General features: G+C 63.2%; 20 protein-coding genes. 8 read left to right on the forward strand and 12 right to left on the reverse strand.

The features are described 5' to 3' along the window. Window positions 1-30: 30 nt before the first annotated feature. From pstB to AB5Y81_RS12625, 6 genes are all read left to right on the forward strand, one after another. Window positions 31-849 carry a phosphate ABC transporter ATP-binding protein PstB gene (gene pstB, locus AB5Y81_RS12600; protein ID WP_005302736.1) on the forward strand — a complete coding sequence of 273 codons (819 nt, stop codon included), beginning with the start codon at window positions 31-33 and terminating at the stop codon, window positions 847-849. A gap of 179 nt (window positions 850-1,028) precedes the next feature. After that, window positions 1,029-1,739, forward strand: coding sequence for a phosphate signaling complex protein PhoU (gene phoU / locus AB5Y81_RS12605; protein WP_005302735.1), 711 nt, complete (start codon window positions 1,029-1,031; stop codon window positions 1,737-1,739). 192 nt (window positions 1,740-1,931) lie between these two features. Continuing rightward, a complete protein-coding gene (locus AB5Y81_RS12610; RefSeq protein WP_010633484.1) occupies window positions 1,932-3,251 on the forward strand; it encodes a hemolysin family protein in 1,320 nt (439 codons plus the stop codon). 19 nt (window positions 3,252-3,270) lie between these two features. After that, window positions 3,271-3,813, forward strand: coding sequence for a hypothetical protein (locus AB5Y81_RS12615; RefSeq protein WP_005302733.1), 543 nt, complete (start codon window positions 3,271-3,273; stop codon window positions 3,811-3,813). Between the two features lie 282 nt (window positions 3,814-4,095). Next, window positions 4,096-4,998 (forward strand): homocysteine S-methyltransferase family protein, encoded by a 903-nt coding sequence (locus tag AB5Y81_RS12620; protein WP_139397927.1) that lies wholly within the window; start codon window positions 4,096-4,098, stop codon window positions 4,996-4,998. A gap of 9 nt (window positions 4,999-5,007) precedes the next feature. Beyond that, window positions 5,008-6,408 (forward strand): basic amino acid/polyamine antiporter, encoded by a 1,401-nt coding sequence (locus tag AB5Y81_RS12625; RefSeq protein ID WP_279484125.1) that lies wholly within the window; start codon window positions 5,008-5,010, stop codon window positions 6,406-6,408. A gap of 78 nt (window positions 6,409-6,486) precedes the next feature. Here the strand turns inward: AB5Y81_RS12625 and AB5Y81_RS12630 are convergent, their stop codons facing one another. After that, complete coding sequence (locus AB5Y81_RS12630; protein ID WP_279484126.1) at window positions 6,487-7,326, reverse strand: sterol desaturase family protein; 840 nt, start codon at window positions 7,324-7,326, stop codon at window positions 6,487-6,489. 229 nt (window positions 7,327-7,555) lie between these two features. Between AB5Y81_RS12630 and AB5Y81_RS12635 the strand changes: the two genes are divergently transcribed. Both AB5Y81_RS12635 and AB5Y81_RS12640 read left to right on the forward strand, forming a co-directional pair. Beyond that, entirely contained in the window at window positions 7,556-8,323 is a 768-nt protein-coding gene (locus AB5Y81_RS12635) for an ABC transporter substrate-binding protein (protein ID WP_017765601.1), read from the forward strand. Between the two features lie 229 nt (window positions 8,324-8,552). Continuing rightward, window positions 8,553-8,990, forward strand: coding sequence for a DUF2059 domain-containing protein (locus tag AB5Y81_RS12640; protein ID WP_017765600.1), 438 nt, complete (start codon window positions 8,553-8,555; stop codon window positions 8,988-8,990). A gap of 69 nt (window positions 8,991-9,059) precedes the next feature. Here the strand turns inward: AB5Y81_RS12640 and AB5Y81_RS12645 are convergent, their stop codons facing one another. The 11 genes from AB5Y81_RS12645 to AB5Y81_RS12695 all read right to left on the reverse strand — a co-directional run bounded on the left by AB5Y81_RS12645 (window position 9,060) and on the right by AB5Y81_RS12695 (window position 20,722). Then, the gene (locus AB5Y81_RS12645) at window positions 9,060-9,803 is read right to left on the reverse strand and encodes an amino acid ABC transporter ATP-binding protein (protein WP_017782344.1); all 744 of its coding nucleotides are present in this window, start codon (window positions 9,801-9,803) and stop codon (window positions 9,060-9,062) included. Next, complete coding sequence (locus AB5Y81_RS12650; protein WP_043146828.1) at window positions 9,787-10,746, reverse strand: amino acid ABC transporter permease; 960 nt, start codon at window positions 10,744-10,746, stop codon at window positions 9,787-9,789. Before AB5Y81_RS12650 ends, AB5Y81_RS12645 begins: the two co-directional genes overlap by 17 nt. 90 nt (window positions 10,747-10,836) lie before the next feature. Further along, window positions 10,837-11,625 carry a transporter substrate-binding domain-containing protein gene (locus AB5Y81_RS12655; protein ID WP_019838861.1) on the reverse strand — a complete coding sequence of 263 codons (789 nt, stop codon included), beginning with the start codon at window positions 11,623-11,625 and terminating at the stop codon, window positions 10,837-10,839. A 471-nt stretch (window positions 11,626-12,096) separates the two neighbouring features. Further along, complete coding sequence (locus tag AB5Y81_RS12660; RefSeq protein WP_043169673.1) at window positions 12,097-13,425, reverse strand: MFS transporter; 1,329 nt, start codon at window positions 13,423-13,425, stop codon at window positions 12,097-12,099. A 27-nt stretch (window positions 13,426-13,452) separates the two neighbouring features. Further along, window positions 13,453-14,973 carry a signal transduction histidine-protein kinase/phosphatase UhpB gene (uhpB, locus tag AB5Y81_RS12665; protein ID WP_010633494.1) on the reverse strand — a complete coding sequence of 507 codons (1,521 nt, stop codon included), beginning with the start codon at window positions 14,971-14,973 and terminating at the stop codon, window positions 13,453-13,455. Further along, window positions 14,970-15,560 (reverse strand): transcriptional regulator UhpA, encoded by a 591-nt coding sequence (gene uhpA / locus AB5Y81_RS12670; protein WP_005302722.1) that lies wholly within the window; start codon window positions 15,558-15,560, stop codon window positions 14,970-14,972. The genes uhpB and uhpA overlap by 4 nt, the downstream gene beginning before the upstream one ends. Window positions 15,561-15,748: 188 nt before the next feature. Further along, window positions 15,749-16,144 (reverse strand): nucleoside diphosphate kinase regulator, encoded by a 396-nt coding sequence (gene rnk, locus AB5Y81_RS12675; protein ID WP_005302721.1) that lies wholly within the window; start codon window positions 16,142-16,144, stop codon window positions 15,749-15,751. A 231-nt stretch (window positions 16,145-16,375) separates the two neighbouring features. Continuing rightward, the gene (locus tag AB5Y81_RS12680; protein WP_279484127.1) at window positions 16,376-17,110 is read right to left on the reverse strand and encodes an ABC transporter substrate-binding protein; all 735 of its coding nucleotides are present in this window, start codon (window positions 17,108-17,110) and stop codon (window positions 16,376-16,378) included. 80 nt (window positions 17,111-17,190) lie between these two features. Continuing rightward, the gene (locus tag AB5Y81_RS12685; RefSeq protein WP_279484128.1) at window positions 17,191-17,874 is read right to left on the reverse strand and encodes a hypothetical protein; all 684 of its coding nucleotides are present in this window, start codon (window positions 17,872-17,874) and stop codon (window positions 17,191-17,193) included. A 50-nt stretch (window positions 17,875-17,924) separates the two neighbouring features. After that, a complete protein-coding gene (locus AB5Y81_RS12690) occupies window positions 17,925-19,319 on the reverse strand; it encodes an alkaline phosphatase (RefSeq protein ID WP_099359746.1) in 1,395 nt (464 codons plus the stop codon). Between the two features lie 11 nt (window positions 19,320-19,330). Continuing rightward, the gene (locus tag AB5Y81_RS12695) at window positions 19,331-20,722 is read right to left on the reverse strand and encodes an alkaline phosphatase (RefSeq protein WP_024942425.1); all 1,392 of its coding nucleotides are present in this window, start codon (window positions 20,720-20,722) and stop codon (window positions 19,331-19,333) included. Between the last annotated feature and the right edge of the window lie 217 nt (window positions 20,723-20,939).

The following is a 20,939-nucleotide window of genomic DNA, read 5'->3' on the forward strand; positions in this document are numbered from 1 at the left end:
CGCCGCCACCGACAGATTTTGAGGTAACAGATGATCAACGTAACGACCGCAGCGACCCAGCATACCGCGACCGACCTGCTCAACCTGAGCCCGGAGCAGACCGCGCTGGAGGTGAAGGATCTCAACCTGTACTACGGCAACAAACAGGCGCTGTTCAACGTCAACATGAAGATCCCCAAGGGCCAGGTCACCGCCTTTATCGGCCCCTCCGGCTGCGGCAAGTCCACCCTGCTGCGCTGCATCAACCGGATGAACGACCTGGTGGAGATCTGTCGCATCGAGGGCGAGATCCAGCTGCACGGCCACAACATCTATGACAAGAGCGTCGATGTCTCCGCCCTGCGCCGTCAGGTGGGCATGGTGTTCCAGCGCCCGAACCCCTTCCCCAAGTCCATCTACGAGAACGTGGTCTATGGCCTGCGCCTGCAGGGCATCAACGACAGACGCACTCTGGACGAGGCGGCCGAGCGCTCCCTGCGCGGCGCGGCCCTGTGGGACGAGGTGAAGGATCGCCTGCACGACAACGCCTTCGGCCTCTCCGGTGGTCAGCAGCAGCGTCTGGTGATTGCCCGCGCCATCGCCATCGAGCCGGAAGTGTTGCTGCTCGATGAACCCACCTCGGCGCTCGACCCCATCTCCACCCTCACCATCGAGGAGCTGATCAACGAGCTCAAGAGCCAGTTCACCGTGGTGATCGTGACCCACAACATGCAGCAGGCGGCGCGGGTCTCGGATCAGACCGCCTTCATGTACATGGGTGAGCTCATCGAGTACTCGGACACCAACACCATCTTCACCACCCCGGCCAAGAAGAAGACCGAAGACTACATCACCGGTCGTTACGGCTAAGGGATGCTGGCGATGGAGATGAGCAAGATGAGCATCAACAAACAGATTACCGGTCAGTTCAACGACTAGGGCGTGTTGGTGCAACAAGGGTTATGGGGATGAGCAAGATGAGCATCAACAAACAGATTACCCGTCAGTTCAACGACTAAGGCATACTCGGAGCATCAAGGATTATTGGTATGGACAATATGAACCTCAACAAACACATCTCCGGTCAGTTCAATGCCGAGCTCGAGAGCGTGCGCAACCAGGTGCTGGTGATGGGCGGGCTGGTGGAGCAGCAGCTGACCGACGCCATCGCGGCGATCCACGATCAGGATCTGGACGCGGCCCGCAAGATCGTGGCCAACGACCATAACGTCAACGCCATGGAAGTGGCGATCGACGAGGAGTGCACCCGTATCATCGCCAAGCGCCAGCCCACCGCCTCCGACCTGCGGCTGGTGATGGCCATCATCAAGACCATCACCGATCTCGAGCGCATCGGCGACGTGGCGGACAAGATTGCTCGGATGCTGACCGACAACGCCAACAAGCCGCAACCGCCGTTGGTGTCGCTGGAGAACATGGGCCGACGCACCATCAAGATGCTGCACGACGTGCTGGACGCCTTCGCCCGCATGGATCTCGATGCTGCACTGGCGGTCTACAAGGAAGATGACAAGGTGGACCGGGAGTACGAGTCCATCATTCGCGAGCTGATGACCTACATGATGGAAGATCCGCGCACCATACCGCAGGTGCTCAACGTGCTGTGGGCGGCGCGAGCCATCGAGCGGGTCGGCGATCGTTGCCAGCACATCTGCGAATACATCGTCTACTACGTGAAAGGCAAGGACGTGCGCCACACCAAGGCGGACGACCTGGGCACCCTGCTGGGGAAAGGGTGAGTCTGAAATGAATAAAAAGGCGCTTTGAGCGCCTTTTTTGTTGCCTTTTCAGTCAGTGCAAGATATCGCCACCCGACTGGCGCTTTTCTGCTAGAATATGCCCCCTGTGTGAGTCCCGGATCGACTCACGGTCCGGTCTCCCGGACCCAGTTTGCCGTCTTGTGCTAAGACGGGTGTAGCAATAGGTTAATCATGAGTTTTGCCGATAGTTTATTTTTCCTGATGCTGCTGGTTGCCGGCAGCGTGTTCTTCTCTCTCTCCGAGATCTCCCTCGCCGCCTCCCGCAAGATCAAGTTGCAGGTGATGGCCGATGAGGGCAACCGCCATGCCGAAAAGGTACTGGCACTGCAGGCCCAGCCGGGCAACTTCTTTACCGTGGTGCAGATCGGGCTCAATACCGTCGCCATCCTGGGCGGTATCCTGGGCGAATCCGCCCTGAACCCGGCCATCAAGGAGCTGGTCTCCGAGTTCTATCAGGGGCCCTGGCTGAGTGAAATCAGCTCGGCGACCTCTTTCGTGTTCGTCACCGGCATGTTCATTCTCATCGCCGATCTGATGCCCAAGCGCCTCGCCATGACCATGCCGGAGCGGATCGCCGTGGTGGTGGTGCGCCCCATGCTGCTGTGCGTCACCCTGCTGATGCCGCTGGTGTGGCTGTTCAATGGCATGGCCAACGGCCTGTTCCGGTTGCTGCGCATCTCCATGGTGCGCAACGACGAGATCACCTCCGACGACATCTATGCGGTGATGGATGCGGGGGCCGAAGCGGGCGTCATCCAGCGCGAGGAGCATCAGCTCATCGAGAACGTGTTCGAGCTGCAGTCCCTCGGCGTCACCTCCGCCATGACCGCGCGCGAGAGCCTCATCTACTTCACCCTGCAAGAGGGGGAGGAGAGCATCAAGGCCAAGATCGCCGAGCACCCCCACAACAAGTTCCTGGTGTGCGACCACAACCTCGACAGCATCAAGGGCTTCGTCGACTCCAAGGAGCTGCTGATCCGGGTCATCAGCGGCCAGAGCATCGATCTCAACAGCGGCTCCCTGGTGCAGAACGTCATCATCATCCCCGACACCCTCAACCTCTATGAGGCGATGGAGTACTTCAAGAACCATCGCGGCGACTTTGCGGTGGTGATGAACGAGTACGCGCTGGTGGTGGGTATCGTCACCATGAACGACCTGATGAGTACCGTCATGGGCGAGTGGGCCACCCACGTGGTGGAAGAGCAAATCGTGCAGCGGGACGAGAACTCCTGGCTGGTGGACGGGGTCACCCCCATCTCCGACGTGATGCGTGCCTTCGACATCGAGGAGTTCCCGGAAAACCAGAATTATGAAACCATCGCCGGCTTCATCATGTACATGCTGCGCAAGATCCCCAAGCGAACCGACTCGGTCAAATACGCCGGTTACAAGTTTGAAGTGGTGGACATCGACAGCTACAAGATTGACCAGCTGCTGGTCACCCGGGTAGAGGCCACGCCGGCCGACAAGCCCGCTCAGGAATCGTAAAAGGAGCTCGTTAGCAATCATGAAGATGCAGTCTCATTCCCGTGCGCTGGCCTGTGTGGCGCTCGCCCTGGCACTCGGTGCCTGCAGCCAGAGCGCACCGCGCAAGGCCACTCCCGTCGCCAAGCCGGCCGCTCCCAAGGCTGCCGTGGTCATGCCGCAACCGGATCCCGATGCGGTGGTGCAAAGCGCCGTGGCGGAGCCGAGCCCGGTGTTCGACGAGGAGTATCACGGCCCGGATCAAGGTTCGCTCGAGTCGGTGACCGCCCTGTTTGCCCGCGGCTACATCGAGTCGGCCATGCGCGAGACCATGCTGGCGGCGGTGCACAGCGACTACCCGCTGCTCGGCATGCGGGACGTGCGCCTGACCGACCCGGTGGCCAAGTTCCTCACCTCGGCCCAGGCCCGTACCACGGCCCACGACTACCTCTATGCCGGGGTGCAGCGCCGGTTGGGCCGCCCGCTCAGCCCTGCCCAGTGGGAGCAGATCTGGCAGGGGTATCCCCAGCAGGGTCGGGTTTCCGACTGGGTCAAGCAGACCAAGCGGGTACTGGCCGGGCGTTGAGCCACCAGTTCATCTGTTGCCACAAGAGGCCACCTTAGGGTGGCCTCTTGTTTTTCTACCTGCTGCATTTTGTGGTTTTGCGGTGATGCCGGTTGCCGTCGGGCGGGCTTTGCTTTATCTTGTTTTAGCCATCTAAACATCTATATGTTTTTATGGCTAATTTGTTCAGGGTGACGATGACGACGGGTTGCCGCGCCGCCGGGACAGACGCAACGGATAAAGCGCACAGACCCGCACAACAAGACAACAAGACAACAAGACAACAAACAAGAGACGAGACAGATGGATACGCAGACATTGTGGATACTGGATGGCGGCATGGGGCGGGAGCTGGCACGGCAGGGTGCGCCGTTTCGCCAGCCGGAGTGGTCGGCGCTGGCCCTGATGGAGGCCCCCGAGACGGTGCGCGAGGTGCATCGGACCTATGTGGCGAGCGGGGCACGGGTCATCACCACCAACAGCTATGCGCTGGTGCCGTTTCATATCGGTGAGGCGCGCTTTGCGGCGGAGGGGGAGCGGTTGGCGGCGCTGGCCGGCCAGCTGGCCCGCGAGGTGGCTGACGAGCAGCCGGGTAGCGTGCAGGTGGCCGGCTCCTTGCCGCCGCTGTTTGGTTCCTACCGCGCCGACCTGTTCGACACTGGCCGGGTGAGCGAGCTGGCGACCCCGCTTATTCGGGCGCTCTCCCCCCGAGTGGATTTCTGGCTGGCGGAGACCATGAGCCTCATCGCCGAGCCGCTGGCCATCCAGGCCTTGCTGCCCGAGGATGGCAAGCCGTTCTGGGTCTCCTTCACCCTGGAAGACGAGGCGCCGGGCAGCGAGCCGACCCTGCGCTCTGGCGAGCGGGTGGCGGACGCCGTCGCCGCCTTGGCCGATGCCGGGGTGGACGCCATTCTGTTCAACTGCTGTCAGCCCGAGGTGATCGAAGGGGCGCTCAAGGTGGCCGGCGCCGCTTTGCAAGAGCAGGGGCGCACCGATATTCGGCTCGGCGCCTATGCCAACGCCTTCCCGCCCCAGCCGAAGGAAGCGACCGCCAACGACGGGCTGGACGAGATCCGCACCGATCTGGGGCCGCTGGATTACCTTGGCTGGGCCGAGCGCTGGCGCGCAGCCGGGGCGAGTCTTATCGGCGGCTGCTGCGGCATCGGCCCGGAGCACATTGAGGCGCTGGCCAGCCGGCTGCGTTAAGGAGCGCCCATGAAAGAGAGCAAGATCGGGCTCTGGTCCCTCACTGCACTGGTGTTCAGCTCCATGGTGGGGGCGGGGATCTTCAGCTTGCCCCAGAACATGGCCGAGGTGGCCGGCGCGCGCGCCGTGCTGATCGGCTGGGCCGTCACCGGGGTCGGCATCCTGGCGCTCGCCATGAGTTTTCTCTATCTGTCGCGCTTAAGGCCGGAGCTAGATGGCGGCATCTACAGCTATGCCCGGGCCGGTTTCGGCGATCTGGTGGGCTTCTTCTCCGCCTGGGGCTATTGGCTGTGCGCCACCATCGGCGTGGTGGGTTATCTGGTGATCGCCTTCGCGGCGCTGGGCAGCTTCGTCGACACCCCGGAGCGGGTCTGGTTTGGCGAGGGCAACACCTTGGCGGCCTTCATCGGCGAGTCCTGCATCCTCTGGGCGGTGCACCTGCTGGTGGCCCGCGGCGTGCAGCAGGCGGCCCTGTTCAACCTGGTGGCAACCCTAGCCAAGAGCCTGCCGCTGCTGCTGTTCATCCTGTTTGCCTGCTACTGGTTTGACCCGGTCACCTTCGCGGCGGATCAGCAGGGCAGCACCCTGGCGACGCCGGTCTCCGAGCAGGTGCGCAACACCATGCTGATCACCCTCTGGGTCTTCACCGGCATCGAAGGGGCGGCGGTGCTGTCGGCCCGGGCCAGAAACCGGCGGGACGTGGGCACGGCCACCGTGCTCGGGGTGGTGCTGGCGCTGCTGCTCTATGTGCTCATCTCGGTGCTGGCGCTCGGGATATTGAGTCGCCCCGAGCTCGCGGCCCTGCCCAACCCCTCCATGGCGGGGCTGATGGCCCAGATGACCGGCTCCTGGGGCAAGCTGCTCATCAGCGCCGGCCTTATCGTCTCGGTGCTCGCCTCCTACGTGAGCTGGACCCTGTTCTCGGCCGAGGTGCCGTTCAGTGCGGCGCGTCATGGCGCCTTCCCGGCCATCTTCCGGCGCCAGAACCACAACGGCACCCCCATTGCCTCGCTCTGGCTTACCAGCCTGACGGTGCAGGGCTGCCTGCTGCTGGTGTGGCTGCTCGGCAAGGGTTACACCAACCTGCTGCTCATCTCCACCTCCATGATCCTGGTGCCCTATCTGCTGATCGGCCTGTTCCTGCTCAAGCTCTCCTTGCGTAGGGAGGGCAATGGTCTGATGCGGGTAGTGGCGCTGGTGTCGAGCGGTTACGGCCTCTGGCTGCTCTACGCCGCCGGGGTGGAGTATCTGCTGCTGTCGCTTCTGCTCTACGGGCCGGGTCTGCTGCTGTTCCTCTACAGCCGGCGCCAGCTGGGGGCCGAGCAGCCCCTGAGCGGACGCGAGCGCCTGCTGGCCGGGGTGACGCTGCTGAGCCTCATTCCCGCCGTCTGGTCCTTTGCCCACGTTTGACCGGGTTGTGACCGGCAATGCAAGAGAGCGCCCAAGGGGGCGCTCTCTTTTTGTCTGCTGATTGCTTGCAGTGCGTGCTCAGCGGCTGGCGGTGCCGGCCGGCTTGCCAAACAGCACCGCGAGCTTCTGCCGCCAGGGCAGGCCCCTGGCCTCTTGCAGCATGTCGCGCCACTCGTGGAAGGTGAGGGTGAGCGGATTGAAACTGTGGATGGGCTTGGTGATGCCGAAGCGACACGGCTCGGCGGGGTCTTCTTCCACGAAGGTACCAAACAGCCGGTCCCAGATGATGAGCACTCCGGCGAAGTTGCGATCGATATAGTTGGCGTTGCTGGCGTGGTGCACCCTGTGGTGGGAGGGGGTGTTGAAGATCCACTCCAGCCAGCCAAGCTTGCCCACCACCTGGGTGTGGACGAAGAACTGGAAGCCCAGGCTCAAGAGCACGGTGGCCACCACGGCCTCGGGCGGGAAACCGATGAGGATCATGGGGATCCAGAACAGCCACATGCCGGAGACCGGGTACATCAGGCTCTGGCGAAAGGCGGTGGAGAGGTTGAGCCGCTCCGAGCTGTGGTGCACCACGTGGGAGGCCCACAGCCAGCGCACATGGTGGCTCGCGAAGTGGAACAGCCAGTAGCAGAGATCCTGCAGCAGGAAGAGCAGCAACAGGCTCCAGAGGTTGAGATCTATGTCCAGCAGCCGCCAGCCCCAGAGGGCGTCGTAGAGGTAGGCGATGGCGATGGCCGCCAGCGCGTCTCCCCCCTGATGCATCAGCGCCAGGGTGGCGTTGGCGAAGAGATCCCTCCACTGGTAGCCGGCGCTGGGAAAGGCGGCGCCATGCTTGCGCAGGTAGAGCATCTCCCAGCCGATAAAGGCCACAAAGATCGGCGAGAGGTAGAGCAGGAGCAGTTGCACATCCATGTCGGGTATCCAGTCAGAGCAATTGCTCTCCAGCATAAAGGATGAATGCAAACTTTCATTAACATTTTGCTGCGGTGGGTGTGTTCATCCGGAGCTTGATGTGGCATGTGGCCAGCGGCGGCCCATCAATTGGTATGACGACCCCCTGAGCGGTGGGTGCAGTGACTATGCTTGATGAGGCTTTCTACCTCTGGAGTGGCAGATGATGCGGCTGTGGTGTTGTTTGTTGATGGGGGTCTGCCTGCTGGCGCAGGCCAAGACCCGGGTCGAGATCCTGGCCGATGCCAACTATCCCCCCTACTCCTGGCAGGAGGGAGAGGAGGTCAAGGGGATCTATGCCGACATAGTGCGCAGCGTGACGGCGTCCATGGATGGCTACGAGGTGGTGATCAAGGCCATGCCCTGGCGACGGGGTCTGAGCATGGTGGAGCAGGGCAGCGCCTTCGCCATCTTCCCGCCCTACTACCAGCCCGATGGTCGTCCCTGGATGTGGCCCTACTCCCAGCCATTGCTCGACGAAGAGCTGGTGGTGATGTGCGGCGCCGGGGTGGCCGTCAACACCCCGCAGGCGCAGTTCCCGACCGACTACTATGGCCTGCGCTTTGGCATGAATGCCGGTTTTACCATCGGCGGAGCCCCCTTCTGGCAGGCGATCAAAGAGCAGAAGATCGGGCTGGAGGAGGTGAAGAGCAACCGGGAGAACCTGCTCAAGATCGTGCGCGGCCGGGTGGACTGCACCGTCAACGACCGGCTCTCGCTGCTCTATGAGCTGCTCAGCATGATCAAGGGCAACCAGCTGGCGGTGGCCGATATGTCCCAGCTCAAGCAGGGGCCCGTGCTCAGCCGGGAGCAGGGTTTTCTCGGCTACAGCCGCAAGGGGGAGTTCGACTTCAAGGAGGACTTTGTCGAGCAGTTCGACAAGCATCTCTACGAACTCAAGAAGCGGGACGGGATCCGGACCATAGTGGAGCATTATCTGGGAAAGTCCCCACGCTGAACTGATGGTGGAGCCGGTCAGATTCAGCCTTCCCGTCGTGTCGGCCAAGCAACAGAGGGACTATGAGTCCCTCTGTTGCTTTTATAGTCAGCCTGATCTTGCCCATATGACAACCGCATTCCCTCATCCCTCACCACCATCTGGCGACTGGTCTGTTTGAAAATTCAATGTAACCTGTTGTTTTCAAATGGTTGATGAGGCAGTTATGCAGTGGGTGAAAAGAGGGGCTGTGATCGCCCTGTTGTGGAGTGGCGGAGTGTGGGCCGATCCCGCTCAGGAGCTGGTCAGTCTGCTCAACAGCGAGCAGCAGGCGGAGCAGCTGCAGGCCCAGATGCAGGCACAGATGATCCCGCTGATCATTCGGGGCGCCGGTGAACATGCACAGGAGTTGGCCCAGCACCGCGATGTACTGGAGGCCTGGTTTGCCCGTTATCTCTCCTGGCCGGCCATGAGTGCCGAGGTGGCCGCCATCTACCGCAAGCATTTCACCGAAGCCGAGCTCAAGGAGCTGATCGCCTTCTATCAGAGCCCGGTCGGGAAGAAATCCCTGGATACCATGCCCGCCATCTTTCAGGAGAGCTCGCTGGTGGGTAAATCCCTGGCCGAGCGCAATATGCCGGCACTGCAAACTATGCTGGATGAAGCAAAGCGCAAAGCGACAAAATAGACGCAGTTGGCAGGGTATCAACGTAAAGAGGGAGCCATGGGCTCCCTCTTTCTTTTTGTGCGTTATCCCTTAGAGCACCTGGCTCAGGAACTGGCGCAGGCGCGGGGAGGGGGGATTGTCGAAGAAATCCGCCGGCTTCTCGTCCACCAGCAGTTCGCCGCTCTCCATGAACAGCACCCGATCCGCCACTTCCCGGGCAAAACCCATCTCGTGGGTGACCACCACCATGGTCATCCCCTCGCGGGCCAGCCCCTTCATCACGTCCAGCACCTCGCCCACCATTTCGGGGTCGAGTGCGCTGGTGGGCTCGTCAAACAACATGATGCGCGGCTGCATGGCGAGCGCCCGGGCGATGGCCACCCGCTGCTGCTGGCCGCCGGAGAGTTGGGAGGGGTAGCTCTGGGCCTTGTTGGAGAGCCCCACCTTGAGCAGCAGGGCCTTGGCTCTGTCCTCGGCATCCTTGCGCGACAGCCCGCGCACCTTTTGCGGCGCGAGGCAGATGTTGTCCAGCACGCTCAGATGGGGGAAGAGGTTGAAGGACTGGAACACCATGCCCACCTCTTCTCGCAGCTTGTTGACGTCGCCGGGCTCGGTCAGGCTGATGCCATCCACCACGATATTGCCGTCGTTGATGGTCTCCAGCTGGTTGAGGGTGCGCAGGAAGGTGGATTTGCCAGAGCCGCTTGGGCCGACGATGACCACCACTTCCCCTTCGGCTACCTGGGTGCTGACGTTTTTCAGGGCGTGCACCTCGCTGCCGTAGAACTTCTCCACTGAGCTTGCTTTGATAATCGGATCAGTTGCTGCGCGCATATTTCACCTCCAGACGGCGTACAAGGAAGGAGAGAGTGCCGGTCAGCACCAGATAGAGCAGGGCCACGGTGAACCACACCTCGAACGGGCTGAAGGTGGAGCTGACCACCTCCCGTCCCGCCTTGGTGAGATCGGTGATGGAGATGACCGAGACCAGCGAGGAGTCCTTGATCAGGTTGATGAACTGGCCCGCCAGCGGTGGCAGTACCCGCTTGAAAGCTTGCGGCAGGATCACGTAGCGCATGGTCTGGGCCGAGGTCATGCCAAGGCTGCGACCCGCTTCCATCTGCCCCTTGTGGATGGAGCTGATGCCGGCACGGACGATTTCCGCCACGTAGGCGCCGGTGAAGACCGCCAGTGCTGCCACCCCGGCGGTGAACCGGTCGAGGTTCAGCACGGTGCCGATGAAGAAGTAGACAATGAAGATCTGCACCAGCAGCGGGGTGCCGCGGATGAGCTCCACATAGGTGATTGCCAGGTTGCGCAGGGCCGGATTGGGGGAGAGCCGTGCCAGCCCCGCCAGGGTGCCGAGCAGGATGGCAAAGATGCCCGCCACCAGCGAGAGCTTGATGGTCATCCAGACGCCCCAGGCGATGGGGCCGGCGGTCCAGCTCAGCTGGGTGTCGAGGGTGTCGCCGCGAAAGACGGTGTCCCCTTGCGCCACCTGGCCGCCGCTGGCGGCGATGGGTTGGCGCTGGTTGGGATCGAGATCGTTTTGCAGGAACAGCTTGCCCTTGTCGGCCTCTGTGGTGCCGGCGACCACGGTGCCGTCGAACTCGGCGTAATTTTTCTGCTCCGCCTGGTAGGCGATGTATTGGGGGATCCGCTCCCAGCGCCAGGTGTAATCCACCGATTGCACGGCCTTGTAGATGCCGAACAGGGCGGCCAGCACGATCAGCAGGAAGACGCCGTGCCAGAGCAGTTGATTGGGTTGTTTTTCCATCTGTCTTGTTGGGTTGTGCACTGTCGCAACCTCGTTGTAGTTATTGTTTGGGGATCTGCGTGAAGGGGCGGCGGGCCGCCCCTTGCGAGGTTACTTGAGCTGATCAAGCCAGGCGGTGGATTCGAACCACTTCTTGTAGAGGCGGTCGTAGCTGCCGTCGCCCTTGATCTGGCGCAGGTAGTTGTTGAACCAGTTGAGGGTGTCCTGATCGCCTTTGCGGATGGCCCAGGCCAGCGGCTCGAAGGTGAACGGCTTGTCCAGATGCACCACGGCGCCCTTGTTCTGGGTGGCGAAGATGGCGTTGTAGGGCAGGTCGTAGACGAAGGCGTCGACCTTGCCGTTGATCACTTCCAGCTTGGCGTCATCCTGGGTTTCAAACTGCAGCAGGGTGGCTTTGGGGATCAGACGCTTGACCGCCTGCTCGCCGGTGGTGCCGAGCTTGACCGCAATTTTGTACTTGGGGTCGTTGAGGTCGGTGAAGGACTTGATCTCGCCAGCCTTGTCCTTGCGAAGGACGATGGTCTGCCCGACCACGATGTAGGGGTCGGCGAAGTTGACGCGCAGGTTGCGCTGGGGAGTGACGGTCATGCCGCCCATGATGACGTCGAACTTGTCGGTCAAGAGCGCGGGGATGATGCCATCCCAGGCGGTGTTGACGAACTCCACCTTCACGCCCATCTCCTTGGCGACCATCTTGGCCAGATCCACGTCAAAGCCGATGTACTGGCCCTGCTTGTTGGTCATCTCGAAGGGTTGATAGCCGGCGTCGAAACCGACCCGCAGCACGCCGCGCTCCAGCACGGCATCCAGGGTGGAACTGGGGGCCGCGTTGGCCAGCCCGCACAGCAGCAGGGTAGAGAGAATGAGTTTTTTGATCATAAGTGACGTCTCTGTCAAAAGTGTGTTCAGCCTTGAACCTGATCCCGTGCGACTCCGTGGCACAAGAGACTGCTGCATCCGGCAACAGGGCAAGACAGGATTATTGTCTTGATTGAGGCGAAAGCCCCATATGGGATTCTATTCGCCACCAGTTGAGTGAAAAATGTACCAAATGCCGATTGTGCCAGATGACTCAATAGGTTAGTGGCGCATTTTCCCCGTGGCGACACTCATAAAATCACACGAAAACAACATATCTATCTAATGGGGCGGGTTCAAGCCCAAAATGTATTCAGCACATTTTGTTACAAGGGGACCCGCCGTCAGCGGTGCCAATTGCTGCTCAGCCGGCTGGCGTGCGCCCACAATCAGCTTCACATGAGTGGTAAAGGGGGGGCGAGGTATGGGTGGCAGGCGTAGACCGACTGCGCCGCGATCAAATCAAGAGACGGGTCTGCTGGCCGGGGTGAGTCAGGCCGCCTCGCGAGGGCGGGGGGCCTGTGCCTTGAGGAAGGGGAGCAGCAACAGGGCGGAGACGCCGGCCGCCACCGAGATGACCACGAAGAAGCCCTGCCAGTGCCAGATCTCCATCACCTTGGCCAGCGGATAGCCCGACAGCGCCGCCCCCATGTAGGCGAACAGGCCGACGAAGCCGGTGGCGGCCCCCGCCGAGTTCTTGTGGGAGCACTCTGCCGCCGCCATGCCGATCAGCATCTGGGGGCCGAACACGAAGAAGCCGATGGTGAAGAAGCAGGCCGCCTGCATCACGTAACTGAAGAAGGGCATCAGCCACAGCGACCCCACCGAGAGCAATATCCCCACCGCGAAGATGAGGTTCATGGGCCCGCGGTTGCCGTTGAACAGCTTGTCCGATCCCCAGCCCGCCACCAGGGCACCGATAAAGCCCCCCACCTCGAACATGGAGATGGCCGAGTTGGCGCTCATCAGATTGAAGCCGCGCTGCTCGGTCATGTAGAGGTTGCCCCAGTCGTTGATGGCGGTGCGCACCACGTAGACCAGCACGTAGCAGCAGGCCAGCAGCCAGATGTAGGGGTTGCCGAGCACGTACTTGCGCAGGATCTGGCGATGGGATAGCCCCGCATCCTGAGTCTGCTGGGCCAGCTCCAGCGCATCGCTGCGCCACTCGCCCACCGTGGGCAGCCCCATGGCGCTCGGGGTATCCCGCAGCCGCCAGCAGAGAAACAGCCCGGCAAGGATGGCGATGAGGCCGGGCACTATCATGCCGTAGCGCCAGCCGTGCTGCAGGGCGAGGGTGCTGACGATGAGGGGGATGAGAGCCCCGCCCACGTTGTGGGCCGTGTTCCAGGCCGACCACCAGAAGCCGCGTTCGCTGCGCGAATACCAGCTGGTGAGCAGCTTGGAGCAGGGGGGCCAGCCCCAGCCCTGGAAGAAGGCGTTGGCCACCCAGAGGGCGGCAAACAGCCACAGCGACGACGAGAGCCCGAACAGGATATTGATGACCCCGGTCGCCATCAGGCCGAGGCCCATGAAGTAGCGCGGGTTGGCGCGGTCGCTGATGATGCCGGAGAAGAACTTGGAGCAGCCGTAGGTGATGTAGAACAGGGTCCACAGCATGCCGATGTCGGCCTTGGCCAGCATGCCGCTTGCCAGCATGTCCGGCATGGCGAAGTTGAAGCTCTTGCGGGTGAAGTAGAAGACCGCATAGCCCAGGTACATGGTCAGCAGTATGTGCAGCCGCCAGTGGCGATAACAGGCGTCGATCTCGGCCTGATCGCGGATGAGGGGCTGGGGCGGCGCACTGCGCATAAAGCTCAGCATGGAAGCGCTCCCGGTCGGAGAGTTGGCTTATTCATGGTTTTCCTCCCGCTTGCGATCGGGCAGGGTCACGGTCAGCTGGGTGCCGTGTACGCAGGAGAGTTGCAGTGAGCCCCCCAGCGCCTGCACCCGCTCGCGAATGCCGAGCAGGCCGTAGCCCTGGGGCGTGCGGTGCTCGGGCAGGCCGCAGCCATCGTCTTCTAGCTGAAGGGTCAAACGCTCCCCCTGACGCTGGGCCCGGATGGTGACCGAGCTGGCGTTGGCGTGTTTGACCACGTTGTTGAGCCCCTCCTGACAGACCCGAAACAGGGTGACCCGCTGGGCATCGGAGAGGCCGGCGTCCGCCAGCTGCCACTCCAGCCGGGTGACGATGCCGCGGCGTTCCAGCTCAAGCTCGCGCAGCAGGGCGCGCACCGCCTGCTCCAGGCTCATGTCGTCGAGCTGGCGGGGGCGCAGCCGGCCGAGCAGGCCGCGCACCGCGTCGTAGATGCCAAGCGACAGGGTTTCGATGAGGGCGCTGCTCTGGCCCACCCCGGCGTTGTCAGGGGCGAGGCGGCGCGCTATGCCGGCTTGGGTGCGGATGGCGGTGATGGTCTGGCCGATGTCGTCGTGCAGCTCGCGCGCCACCTCCTTGCGGATGCTCTCTTCGGTCTCCAGCAGCCGCTCGGTGAGCTGGCGGTTGTGAGCGAGCTGGCGGGTCAGCGCCTGGTTGAGTTCGCGCTGGCGCTGGATGCCGGCGCCGAGCAGCAGGCCGGTGAGGCTCTGGGCCAGCAGGGAGAGCAGCAGATCGAGCGGATGATCGTGCCAGGCCTGGCCGGCCATCAGCGCCACCGTGTTCATCAGGGTGGCGAGCAGGGCCCCTTGCCAGCCGTAGCGCCAGGCCATGGCGATGATGGGAATGGCCAGACAAAACGGGGTGAAGCGCACCAGCGAGTCCGGCAGGCCGAGCTGCAGCCAGAGGCTCAGCACGAACAGCAGCAGATACCAGACCAGGTGGCGAAAGCGCCAGTCCACCGGTTGATCCACCAGCGCAGGGCCGAGCGGCACCCAGGTAGCGCGGGTGAGGTAGTGCCAGATCAGCATGCAGGTGGAGGTGAGGGTCAACCCGCCGGTGAGGGTGAGCAGCAGGGCGGTGAGGCCATCCTCGCCGGCCAGGTGCCAGAGCAGGGATTGCAGCCCGGCGGCCACCGTGACGGTGGCCAGCAGCACCAGCAGCTGCTGCCAGTCGTTGCGCACCGGCTGGCGGCGGGCGATGAGCAGCGGCAGCAGGGTGAGCAGGCTGCCCGCCTGAATGAGCGGCCACAGCGGCAGCCCCACCTCCTGGTTGAGCCAGTAGAGCAGCAGGGATTCGCACAGCAGCAGCGGTGGCCAGTAGGCGAGCGGGCTTTGCAAGAGCAGCCCCAGCCGCAGGCCGAAGGGAAACAGCAGGGCTGCCAGCATGGGGGAGCCCGCCAGATGCAGGCCAATGCTCCACAGGCAAAACCAGCCGGCGGCAAAGATGAAGCAGGCCGCCAGCGAGATGGCGACATAGCTGGCCAGACGAGCGATCACCAGCTGTCCAGCATGCGGTGGGCCAGCTCCACGTTGTTGCTGACCTTGAGCTTGTCCATCAGGTTGGCGCGGTGCACGTGCACAGTCTTGGGGGAGAGGCCGAGCTGCTCGGCGATGGCCTTCACCTCCAGTCCCCGCGCCAGCAGCTGCGCCACCTCCCGCTCACGGTTGGTGAGCGGATCCTGGCTGTTGCAGGCGAGCTTTTGGGCTATGTCCGGGGTGAGGTAACAGCCGCCATGGGCGGCGGTGCGCACCGCGGCGATCAGCTCGTCCGGGCTGCAGCGCTTGGAGAGGAACCCCTTGGCACCGGCCTGCAGGGCTTGCTCGATGAGGGCCGGGCTGTCGTGCACCGACAGCATCACCACGGCCAGCCCCGAGGGGAGGCGCTTGAGCAGATCCAGCCCGGATTGATCCGGCATGGAGATGTCGCACACGCACAGCTGTACCCCGCTGCCGGGCAGACCCGCCAGCGCCTCGGCGGCGGAGCCGAATTCGGCCACCACCCGCAGGTCGGGTTCGAGATTGAGCAGTTGGGCAAAACCGGAGCGGACGATCTGGTGATCGTCGATGAGGGCAATCTTAATCATGATGTCAGCCTGAAATCTGCGGCCAGGGTGCTGGCGCGGCCAACAAGATACCTGCCCCCTCGTCCCGGCTCAAGTGAAAGCGGGACCGGAGGGCAGGATCGGCGCCACTTCTGCGGCAAAGCTTGATCGGGATCAGCTGCAGGGGCACGCCCGGCGCCGTCATGCAGGCTGGCGCGTGCCCGGGGTGGCTAGCGGTGCAGCTCGCCGGCACGCTCCGGCTGGTAGACCACCTCGAGGATCTCCACCTGGATGGTGCGACCGGCCGGGCCTGGCCAGGCGATGCTGTCACCCACCTTGAGCCCGAGCAGGGCGCTGCCGACCGGTGCCAGCACGGAGATCTTCGACTCGTCTCCCTGTACGTCCCGCGGGTAGACCAGGGTCAGGCAGAATTCGTTGCCGCTGCTCTGCATCTTGAAGCGCACCGTGCTGTTCATGGTCACCACGTCCGGCGGCATGTCGGCCGGTTCGCGGATCTCGGCGCGATCCAGCTCCTCCTGCAGGGCCAGGTGCTGGGGATGGTTGCCGAGCAGCTGCTCGATGCGATCGAGATCCAGGCTGGAAATCACGAGATGTGGCTGTTTCATAAGATATTCCTTATCAATGGGTCTGATGGCCAGGATGACGGGCAAGCTGGCCGAAAAAAGAGTGTGCGATACGAAAAAACAGATCGGGAATGCGATGCCCCCAACGACTCGCTGTCAGGGGCGAGGGCGGGGGCTCAACGGGGTGTGAGCAGACTTGACAAAATCATGAGCGCTTTCATGGGGATACCATAACCATTCTGAACTGCTTTGGCAATTCTCCTGACAAGCTTGTCAGGGCGCCTGGTAATCGTACTGCTTGATGATGCGCGCCAGGCTGCCGTCGTCGCGCATGGCGGTGATGGTCTGGTACCAGCGGGTTGCCTCGGTGGTTGGAAAATGGGGACTGGCAGCCAGGTACAGGGGAGAGTGTTGCAGGGTTTCGCCGCGCACCAGATCCGCCAGCGGCAGGCCGGCCTGCTGCTGGTTGTAGCGGGCGCTGTTCCAGGCCACCGCCCAGCCCTGGATGCGGCCGAGTGCCAGCTTGTCGGCGTTGTGGATCTCCTCGGCCACCAGCGCCTGTTTCACCTGCGGATAGGGTCGCAGCAGGCTCTGGCCGAAGGAGCCGCGCATCACGCCGACGGTGAGGCCGGGCAGGGCGTTGATGGTGAGGGGGGTCGGGTGATATTGGCGATGGCTGACCAGCACGAAGGCCTCGTCCAGCAGCGGCGCAATCCACAGGAACTGCGGCTCGCGCTGGGGGCTGCGCACCGGCGGCACCAGCAGTACGTCCTGGCGGTGGCGGGTCTGGCTGAGGGCGCGGGCCAGCGGCATCAGCTCGATGGTGAGCGGCTCCTTGAGGCGGCGGGCGGCCTCTTCCAGCACCTCGATGACCATGCCGCTCGGGGCCCCCTGATTGGAGCGGATCACATAAGGCGGGATCTCGGCGGCGATGACCACCACGGCCCGGGCCGGCAGGGCGGAAAAGAGCAGGGAGCAAAACAGCAGCAGGAGAGCGGAAATTCGCATGGCAGACCTGATCCGGGATGAGTACACAGAGTGTACCACCCCGTCGGCACAAGTCAGCCCACCCTGTTCGGGGCGTCCCGTCAGTCGAAGAAATCTCGCAGATCCAGGGTCTGGTAGCCCTCCAGCTGCTGCCAGGGCAGGCTCTTTGGCAGGGATTTGAGGGTCACCTCCATCCGGTAGCTGCGATAGCCGTCGAGGCTGGCCGACTCCACCACCAGCGGTAACTGCCAGCGGCTCGACCAGAGGATGCGGGTGCGCTGCTTGCCCTCGCGCTTCTCATACCAGCGGGCCTGCTCGGGAGCCGGCTCGTCGAGGGGGGTCATCTCCTGCAGCAGGGCCGGGTTGATGAGGTAGCGGATCCTGGGCCAGTCGGGCTTGAAGGCCACCTGGCCATACTCCTCCTCCGGTACCTCCACCAGCTGGTTGTGCCAGTTGTCGGCGTAGCGCAGCTGCAACTCATCCTGCTGGTTGCGGGTCACCCAGCGCGCTGCCATCTGGTGGGTAAAGTGCTTGTGGCCCGGGGTGGCATCGTGGGCGGCGTGGTAGGCACGGGCCAGGGGGAGGGGAATGAGCCGCTGGCTCCACACCTGATCGCCGACCCGCAGCCACTTCTCCTGCCACTGGCTCTCCTTGCTGATGCCGTCGCTGCTGGTCACCCTGTCCTGATAGCGGATGCGGGCGGCCAGATCGGGGACTTCGTCGGCCAGGAGGGAAAAAGAGAGGCTGCTGGTGAGCAGCCACAAGGGTAATAAATATCGCATCATGCCGTCTCGCTCGAGCGAGCAGGGCCCGGCACCTGGCCGGGCCCTGCCGTTTACAGACCGAGCGCCTCCTTGAGCTTGCCGAACACCTTGGTGTTGTCGAGGGTGCCCTTGAAGCGGCTGCTGCCGGCGCCGTCGGCAAACAGCATCACATCGCCGCCGCCGTGGGTCTCGGAGCCCAGCTTGACCCCGGTCTCTTGCAGGTAGTCGTCCGCCATCACCTGATCGCTGGTGAGGGTGGGGCGCACGTCGGCGCGGTTGGGGCCGTTGCCGAACACCAGGGTGGTGAACGGCTTGCCATCCACGTCGTTCTGGGTCGAGCCGTCGCCGTTTTTCACCAGATCCAGCACCTTGTTGCCCTTGGCGGAGTAGCCGTTGATGGTCATGGTGTGGTCATGGTCGGCGGTGACCACGATCAGGGTATCTTTCAGATCCACCTTGCCGAGCGCCGTCTTGACCGCCTCGTCCAGCGCCACCGCGTCGGTGAGCGAGCGCTTGGCATTGGTGCCGTGCAGGGCGTGATCGATGCGACCCCCTTCCACCATCAGGAAGTAACCCTGACTGTTCTGGCTCAGCAGATCGATCGCCTTGGCGGTCATCTCCGAGAGGGAGGGCTGGGTGCTTGCAGCCCCCTTGGCGACCCGGTCCAGCTCGTAGTCGAGGTGGGACTTGGCGCTGAACAGCCCAAGCACCTTGCCCGAGTTGACGCCAGCCAGATCATCTTTGGTGGTGACGTAGTGGTAGCCCTGGGCAGTCAGCTCGGCGGTGAGATCCCGCCCGTCGGCGCGGCCACCCTTGTTGCTGGTGCTGTTGTAGGGCGTCCAGTGGTTGGCGCCGCCCCCCATCAGCACGTCGACTCCATCCCCCAGCGCGGTGTTGAAGCCGGCGCCGCCCGGTACCGCCTGCTCGGCGATGGCGTAGGCGGCATCCCGGTGGCAGATGTGGGAGTAAGTGGCGGCCGGGGTGGCATGGGTCAGCTCGGTGGTGGTGACGGCCCCCACCGACTTGCCGGCTGCCTTGGCCAGCTCGAGAATGGTGGGCACCGGCTTGCCGTTGTCGCTGGTGCAGTTGTTGATGCCCTTGTTGCCGTTGACGTCCTTGGACGGCGCGACGGCCTTGGTGTCGCTGCTCATGGCGATCACCTCGTTGTTCATCTTGACCCCGGTGGTGTAGGCCGCCATGGAGGGGGCCGAGTCGGTGGTCTGGGCATCGTTGGAGAAGGTCTTGATGCGGGCGCTGCGGGCCAGCTTCATTATCTCCAAATTGCCCTCTTCCCCCACCTTGTAGAGGCGGGTGGCGGTGAGCACGGTGGGGCCCATGCCGTCGCCGATAAACAGGATGACGTTCTTGGCGTCGCTGGCCTGTGCTTGGGCCGCGCCGCCGAGGGCGGCCAGCAGGGCTGTGCTGACGAGGGTTTTATGCAGTTTTTGTTTCATGGCGCTTTTCATGGGAATGCTCCTTACAGCCCGGCCGCAGCCTTGACCTTGCCGAACACGGCGGTGTTGTCGAGTGAGCCGTGGAAGCTCTCCGCTCCCTGGCCGATGGCGCCGAGGAAGACGTCGGTGCCGCCGTGGGTCTCGTTGCCTATCTCGCCTACCTTGACCACCACCTCCTGGTGATAGTCGTTGGCAGAGACGGTGGCGTCGTCCAGCGGTGCCACGCTGCTGCGCGGACCATCCACCCGGTTGTAGCCGTTGCCAAAGCCGATGATGGTGTAGGGCATGCCGTCGGCATCCTTGCTCGGTTCGCCGGTTTCGTAGTTCTTCACCAGCCCGAGGACGCCTGGGTTGTCGGCGGTGGTCTTGCCGGTCCGCTTGGCGTAGCCGTTCAGCACCAGCGTGTGGTCATGGTCAGCGGTGACCACGATCAGGGTGTTTTTCAGCTCGGGATCGGTTTTCTTCACCTCGTCGATGGTCGCCTTGATGGCGTTGTCGAAGGCGAGGGTGTCCTGCAGGGCACGCTTGGCGTTGGTGTCGTGCAGGGCATGGTCGATGCGACCCCCTTCCACCATCAGGAAGTAGCCCTGTTTCTTGTCCTTGAGCTGCTTGATGGCGGCCAGGGTCATCTGGGTCAGGGAGGGCTCGCTGGCGGGTCGGTCCAAGTCATATTTCATGTGGCTTGAGCCAAACAGCCCCAGCAGCGGCTTGCTCGCATCGGCCTGGTTCAGCTCGTCCAGGGTTGCGGCAAACTGATAGCCCTTGGCCTTCATCTCGTCGATGAGGTTGCGGCCATCCTCACGCTTGCCCTTGTCGGCCTTGGGCAAGAAGAAACTGCTGCCGCCGCCGAGTACCACGTCCACCCCCTCTTTAAGGGCGCTGTTGTAACCGGCGCCGCCGGGTACCAGCTGGGCGGCGATGTCCGCTTCCAGATCCCGGTTGCAGAGGTGGGCATAGGTGGCGGCCGGGGTGGCGTGGGTCACCCGGGTGGTGGTGACCACGCCGGTGCCGCGGCCGGCGGCCTTGGCCAGCTCCAGCAAGGTGGTGACCGGCTTGCCGGCGCTCTTGCTGCAGTCGTTCTCCTGGGTGGCATCGCCGTCCATGCTGATGACACCGTTGTTGCTCTTGACCCCGGTCATGTAGGCGGACATGGAGGGGGCCGAGTCGGTCACCTGGGCGTCGTGGGAGAAGGTCTTGATGAAGGCCGTCTCCGGCAGGGTATCGATGGTGAGGCTGCCCTCTTCACCGACGCCGTAGATGCGGGCGGCGGTCAGGGTGTTGAGACCCATGCCGTCGCCGAGGAAGAAGATCACGTTCTTGGCACCGGGCTCGGGCGCACTGCTGTCGTTGTTGGAGTTGCAGCCGGCGGCCAGGGCGGCGCCGATCATCAATGCAAGTCCTGCCATCTTTCTCATTGGGGTTCGCTCCTTGTAAAACCTGAGCGCAGCCTAGAGGTCGCAGATGACACTTTTAGTGAAACTGGATGACAATCCGATGAAGGTGTTACGTGAATGTTATGTTGTGTCAATCACTTATCTATCAATAGCCGGGACTGGCCAGACCGGCTGACGCGGGGAGGGGGCTGGCGAAAATCTGGCCGGTTTGCCGGCTGGCGGCTAGAATGGCCTGTCA

The sequence above is a fragment of the Aeromonas sp. s2 genome (genome assembly GCF_040907935.1).
In the GTDB taxonomy this organism is placed as follows: Bacteria; Pseudomonadota; Gammaproteobacteria; order Enterobacterales; family Aeromonadaceae; genus Aeromonas; species Aeromonas dhakensis.

What these genes read in the sequence shown, in the direction of transcription:
- AB5Y81_RS12690 (WP_099359746.1), bottom strand. Translation starts at nt 19,319, where the DNA reads ATGAAAAGCGCCATGAAACAAAAACTGCATAAAACCCTCGTCAGCACA.
- AB5Y81_RS12635 (WP_017765601.1), top strand. Translation starts at nt 7,556, where the DNA reads ATGGGGGTCTGCCTGCTGGCGCAGGCCAAGACCCGGGTCGAGATCCTG.
- AB5Y81_RS12610 (WP_010633484.1), top strand. Translation starts at nt 1,932, where the DNA reads ATGAGTTTTGCCGATAGTTTATTTTTCCTGATGCTGCTGGTTGCCGGC.
- rnk (WP_005302721.1), bottom strand. Translation starts at nt 16,144, where the DNA reads ATGAAACAGCCACATCTCGTGATTTCCAGCCTGGATCTCGATCGCATC.
- pstB (WP_005302736.1), top strand. Translation starts at nt 31, where the DNA reads ATGATCAACGTAACGACCGCAGCGACCCAGCATACCGCGACCGACCTG.
- AB5Y81_RS12630 (WP_279484126.1), bottom strand. Translation starts at nt 7,326, where the DNA reads ATGGATGTGCAACTGCTCCTGCTCTACCTCTCGCCGATCTTTGTGGCC.
- AB5Y81_RS12680 (WP_279484127.1), bottom strand. Translation starts at nt 17,110, where the DNA reads ATGCGAATTTCCGCTCTCCTGCTGCTGTTTTGCTCCCTGCTCTTTTCC.
- AB5Y81_RS12685 (WP_279484128.1), bottom strand. Translation starts at nt 17,874, where the DNA reads ATGATGCGATATTTATTACCCTTGTGGCTGCTCACCAGCAGCCTCTCT.
- AB5Y81_RS12650 (WP_043146828.1), bottom strand. Translation starts at nt 10,746, where the DNA reads ATGGAAAAACAACCCAATCAACTGCTCTGGCACGGCGTCTTCCTGCTG.
- AB5Y81_RS12645 (WP_017782344.1), bottom strand. Translation starts at nt 9,803, where the DNA reads ATGCGCGCAGCAACTGATCCGATTATCAAAGCAAGCTCAGTGGAGAAG.
- AB5Y81_RS12660 (WP_043169673.1), bottom strand. Translation starts at nt 13,425, where the DNA reads ATGCTGAGCTTTATGCGCAGTGCGCCGCCCCAGCCCCTCATCCGCGAT.
- AB5Y81_RS12655 (WP_019838861.1), bottom strand. Translation starts at nt 11,625, where the DNA reads ATGATCAAAAAACTCATTCTCTCTACCCTGCTGCTGTGCGGGCTGGCC.
- phoU (WP_005302735.1), top strand. Translation starts at nt 1,029, where the DNA reads ATGGACAATATGAACCTCAACAAACACATCTCCGGTCAGTTCAATGCC.
- uhpA (WP_005302722.1), bottom strand. Translation starts at nt 15,560, where the DNA reads ATGATTAAGATTGCCCTCATCGACGATCACCAGATCGTCCGCTCCGGT.
- AB5Y81_RS12625 (WP_279484125.1), top strand. Translation starts at nt 5,008, where the DNA reads ATGAAAGAGAGCAAGATCGGGCTCTGGTCCCTCACTGCACTGGTGTTC.
- AB5Y81_RS12620 (WP_139397927.1), top strand. Translation starts at nt 4,096, where the DNA reads ATGGATACGCAGACATTGTGGATACTGGATGGCGGCATGGGGCGGGAG.
- AB5Y81_RS12615 (WP_005302733.1), top strand. Translation starts at nt 3,271, where the DNA reads ATGAAGATGCAGTCTCATTCCCGTGCGCTGGCCTGTGTGGCGCTCGCC.
- AB5Y81_RS12695 (WP_024942425.1), bottom strand. Translation starts at nt 20,722, where the DNA reads ATGAGAAAGATGGCAGGACTTGCATTGATGATCGGCGCCGCCCTGGCC.